Annotated in this window: 3 protein-coding genes and 1 tRNA gene; all 4 read right to left on the bottom strand. The window is 43.4% G+C overall.

What is annotated here, in order from left to right; all coding sequences use genetic code 11:
* Positions 1-730: 730 nt before the first annotated feature.
* Positions 731-2401 (bottom strand): RNA-binding domain-containing protein, encoded by a 1671-nt coding sequence (locus VFS25_RS01840; protein WP_326460407.1) that lies wholly within the window; start codon positions 2399-2401, stop codon positions 731-733.
* Between the two features lie 164 nt (positions 2402-2565).
* A tRNA-Asn gene (locus VFS25_RS01845) sits at positions 2566-2639 on the bottom strand.
* 108 nt (positions 2640-2747) lie between these two features.
* Positions 2748-4409, bottom strand: a complete 1662-nt coding sequence (locus VFS25_RS01850) for an ArnT family glycosyltransferase (protein ID WP_326460408.1) — start codon at positions 4407-4409, stop codon at positions 2748-2750.
* 120 nt (positions 4410-4529) lie between these two features.
* Entirely contained in the window at positions 4530-4877 is a 348-nt protein-coding gene (locus VFS25_RS01855) for a Rieske (2Fe-2S) protein (RefSeq protein ID WP_326460409.1), read from the bottom strand.
* Positions 4878-5072: the final 195 nt, after the last annotated feature.

Below are 5072 nucleotides of genomic sequence, written 5' to 3' on the forward strand. Positions count from 1 at the left end.
TTACACGAACCGGGTTATTCGAGGGACTAATTTTGCAAGTAGTTTGGGGGTTATGATGTGGAAGGGGGATGGTTTATGTTTTTTTTTCAGGAGGATATTTTGCGTGGCATGCTGGTGCCGTGGTGTTGCTTGGAGAAACTCGTGAAATACTTACGGGGCAGGTTTTCTTTTATATCAACAATTTAGTCTGCCAGGTCTTTAAAATATTAGGGATTCCAAATGTCAAGCACTGATGGATCAGGAATAAACCTTACAATATTCCCGGATATCCTGGGTGATGGTATCTTTAGTCCAATCACCAGTATCCCGCGCGCAAACAAAAAGTGATGCGAGTCAAGCGCTAACGTCATCTTGATATACCATTCGAGATTATACCAATCCCGGCCTTTTACCCTGGGTCCCCACTTGCGAAACAGTGTATGCATTTTCCGGCAAAAGGTTCAAGAGGTGTAAATTCTGGGAAAATAAAAAAAAGCCCAACGTAATATCCGCCGAGGCCCTTTCCTGTGGCTGTTCCCCCAATGGAACAATTATCTAGTCAAGTGCTTGAGGATCTAGTTGTTTTTAATTCATTCTATAGAATTCAATTAGAATAACTACTATATTAATACAATTAAAATAATTAAAAATCAATCACTTATGAAGACCCTCTAATCCAACCTCTAATTTGTCTCTAATTAACTCTAATTAAATATATGCATGCTATCTGCTGACAGATGTTTGTAATACTTCAGTTATTTTGGGCTAATACCCATTTAGGTACAGCATCAGATCCGATATTTTTAACTCTACCTTGTTTTCTTAAGGTCGAGAGTAAATTATTGATTTTGATTTTCCTTTGCTTTTCATCCATCCATTCTGGCAATTTTTTCCACAGCAAATCATCAACATCCTTTCGATTTAAATGTCCATGTTCCTTTACTGACTTTTCAATAAAGTCTAGATAGTACGAATCATCAAATCCTTTATTTTTCGAATAATCTGCTTTTCTTCCAATTTCCTGCGCGACCTTTTGGGAAATATAAAAATTCGGTTTCCGTCCTTCAATAAGACTTTTTGATTTTAAATGCCTCTCTTCTTCAATGCTTAAGGGTAATCTTTTTTGAACTTTATCCAGAAGAATAATTTCTTCTAAAGTAAGGTCTGTATTAGAAGCAAGAATACGTGCATAGGCTTGATTAAGTATTTTTCCAGTCAAAGTGACTTTGACCTTTTCATTACTCAAATCGTAATCTGGTAAAGGGAAAAAGCGATACCGTTGAAAATTATACATTTTTCTAATTCCTCCGCCAGCTGTATCAACCATTTTAAGATTAAACATAGCATTGGCCAGAAATTTATTTCGATATTGTTCTTCGGGAGCGTTATCAATTATAACTTTTTCTACTGATCCTGGAATAAAGGTACCTACATTAGTGAATGTCAGTTGGTCTTCAGACTCAATCACATTTATACGACCCGCTTTAGTATAATCCTGATGTGCAATACAGTTGTTGATAGCCTCTCTAATTGCATATGGCTCATATTGATCTATTTCTTCAGGAAAAAGAGTTCCATCTTTGATATAACGATACTTTAAATTTCGAATTTTAGCGTACACCTTGTCTACTGCTAGTAACATTGGAGGGCCAAATATTGCATAATCCTTGTCATTACCTGCGCTATCTTTCAAAAGCCAACGAATTTTTACTTCCGCTGGGCTGATATAGTGCTCGGACTCCTCTTTACCTAATAGAATAATTGCAGTTCGTGTTATTTTTCCCTTAATAAGGAGCTTAGATTTATTTAGAAAGGTTATATCATCCCAATTATCAACTTCCTTAGCACTTGTTGCAAATTTACTTATATAGTTTAGTCTTGCCACCTGAATAGCCAAAGGATCTAAATCATCTAGCGCCGCATCAGGAATTATAGCCGCACTCCAATCCTCTGCCAAAGCTTGAGATCGAATTCTGTCAATTTCCTCAATATTAAGAGGGCTAAGTTCTTCATTATCCCTTCCATAGTAGTGGCCTTCCCATGCAACTGGGATGCCCTTTGGAGCAGCTGGAATTTGAAACATTATAACTCTACCTTCTGCCAAAAGAATTTCATAAATCTCGATAAACGAAATTCTATTAGTCGTTTTATTTGCAATTTCAGATTTAAGACTGTCAAGATCCTTTCTATGAGGACGAAATTGAGAGCCAACTATGTCATGATGTTTATTTTCAACTCCAAATACTAGCCATCCATAAGGCTTACCTTTTAAATTGGCTTCGTTAGCAATTGCAGAAAAATACCGTCCGAGTTTATTAAAATCGTAATTAGATTTTGCCTCCTTAAATTCAACAACTTCCGTTTCTGCAGGCAAATTGCACATATCTGTCAATATTCTTTTTAACTCTAACTCGTTTTTCATTTAGTGAAATTATTAAGGAACATTGATAAAAGAATCATCTCAGCAAAAAGGATAGCCAATTTTAAGAATTTATCTTTCTTGAACCTCAAATTTGAATGGGATTAAGAAATGCCAGTCTCTAAAATGCAAAAGGCCTGCATCTCTGCAAGCCTTTCTTTTCTCTGCTCCCCCTGCTGGACTTGAACCAGCGACCCTCTGATTAACAGTCAGATGCTCTAACCAACTGAGCTAAGGAGGAATATTCCCGCTTCACTAACCGAACCTCGATCGCAAATTGGGATTGCAAAAATAGGTAATTTTTGAATTTTGCAAAATCTATTGTCACTTTTTTTCTAAAAACCCTTTCTCACTCCGCCAACGCCATCCTTCCCGGCTGCACCAGCAGCAACCACCTTCGCTGTAACGCCGATGCCCGCGTTTTATGATTTATAAACCGCAGGTCCAGCCTGGTAACATAAAACTGTACAAACTCCTTTACCAGCTGGCAGCTATATCCCTGCTGCTGCAGCGTATCGGCCTGCTCCGGGGCGGTGAGCAGCAGCACCGGCCCGTTGGCTACCGCCCGGCGCAGCCCTGCGCTGTCGTAGCGCTGGAGCGGGGTACGCAGGTAAAATTCCAGCGAGTATGACTGTCCTTTCCAGTAATCTACCGGCACGCCGGGAAAATACCGGTTCACATGGCGGGCTACGGTACTGCCGCTTTGGTAGCGGATAATATCAGGGTACAGCACCAGGTTCAGGAAAATGTTCAGCACCAGGCTGGCGGCGCAGGTGCGGAAAAATACCAGGCCTACAGTGCCGTTGCCCAGCCAGCGCGGCAGCAGCAGAAACAGCAAAAGGCCCAGCAGCATGCAAAACAGCGCATAGTAATTGAGTATGGGCAGGTATAATGTTCCAATAGCCACCATGGCTATTGCCATAATGACCATAATAATGTACTGGGTAACACGGAAAAATTGGGGGCGCTCCAGGCCCAGCACATATTGGGCCGTTATAATGGCAAAGAAGGGAAAAATAATGTTCAGGTAATGCGGCAGCTGAAAACGCGACAGCGAAAACAGCGCAAAGGTAAGCAGCCCGCCACTGATGCAGTAATACTCCACCGCCAGCCGCCGTTTCCTGAAAAACACTACCACCGCGGCATACAGCATTACAGACCAGGGCAAAAAAGCCCACAGCACCGTATGAAAGAAAAACAGGGGATCGCCGTTGCCCTTAATAGGGCCGGTGTTCGCAAACCGGCCAAACTGGCTGTCCCAGAAAAAGAAGCGGATGCCCGAAACGCCGGTGCGGCCAAACACCGTTTTCTCAGGGTGCAGGTCAAACTGCTGGTAAAGGGCGTACAGCTCCGGCGTAATAAATAAAGCAACCAGTACTGCCGCCAGCAGCCAGCGCAGGTGCAGCAGCTGTTTCCACTGCCGGGTAAATGCCAGGTGTCCCGCAATAGCGCCGCCAATGGGCACCAGCGCAAAAATGCCTTTAGTCATGATTGCGCAGGCGGTAAATAATGCCCCCAACACTACATGATAATTGAATACCGACCGCTGGCTGCGATATAAATGGTACACCGCGGCAATGATCAGCCCTGTCAGGTAAGGTTCTGCCCGTACATCGTTATTGGAAATAACAATATGCTCCGCGGTCAGCAAAATACACACCGCCCAGCGGGCTACTTTCTCATTATACAGGCTGCGGGCAAACAGGTAAGTGTAACCGGCGCCCATGAGCAGGAACAGGATGGCCGGCAATTTATACGCTGCCGTGGTAAAACCAAACAGCTTAAAGCTCAGGCACATCATCCAGAAGGGAAAGTGCGGCTTATCCAGCCAGTCATGCCCGCCGGCAAAAAGGTTCCAGTAATCATGATGCTGCACCATATGCCTGGCTATGCCCGCATACAGCGCGCCATCCGGCTCCATTATGGTAATATTGAGGCCGGTAAAGTTCATGAAAATAAGCAATCCTATTATCAGCAGGCTAACCTGCCTTTCAATTGAATCGGAGTTCATGCGGAAAAAATAATGGCTACTGAATATTTATTATACAGCACTAAGGCACTGTTAACGGAAAAATAACAGGTCGCTGCCGGCATGTTGCCAACAGTAAACAGCTAAAACCTAACAGCTGTCTTACAGCCACCCAAACAGTCCGCTCTTCTCAATCCCGATGTACACTCCGTCCTCTCTATGCTCAATAGGATAGGTTTTCAGGTAAAATCCTTCCCCGCTGCTGTTGTACCCGTTCTTTACATTAAACCGGTAACGGTGTATGGGGCACACCGCATTTCCGTCGTTATCAATAAATCCATCGGCCATAATACCGCTGGCATGCGGGCACTTGTATGCAAAAGCGTATAGCTGCGACTGATAACGGGTGCAGCAGATCATTTTGCCGTTCACTTCTACTACAATGATCTCCTGCTCGTCCACTACCAGGTTTTCCGCATCTATTTTGTACCAACTATATTGCTTGGCCATTATTGCAGGTTACCGGGTTAATAAAAATATTCTGTTTTATAAGGATAGCGTTCCCGGTACAGGGTCACTACTTTATCCATAATGGTCTTACGTAACTCGTCAATGTTGCGGCGCTCCAGCGCTGATATGAACACGCAGTTGCCGTGGGTGCGCTGCTCCCAGGTTTCCTTCAGCTGCCGCAGCATATCCTGCTTT

Origin of the sequence: Chitinophaga sp. (assembly GCF_035761305.1) — a bacterium.
GTDB lineage: Bacteria > Bacteroidota > Bacteroidia > Chitinophagales > Chitinophagaceae > Chitinophaga.

What these genes read in the sequence shown, in the direction of transcription:
- VFS25_RS01840 (WP_326460407.1), bottom strand. Translation starts at nt 2,401, where the DNA reads ATGAAAAACGAGTTAGAGTTAAAAAGAATATTGACAGATATGTGCAAT.
- VFS25_RS01850 (WP_326460408.1), bottom strand. Translation starts at nt 4,409, where the DNA reads ATGAACTCCGATTCAATTGAAAGGCAGGTTAGCCTGCTGATAATAGGA.
- VFS25_RS01855 (WP_326460409.1), bottom strand. Translation starts at nt 4,877, where the DNA reads ATGGCCAAGCAATATAGTTGGTACAAAATAGATGCGGAAAACCTGGTA.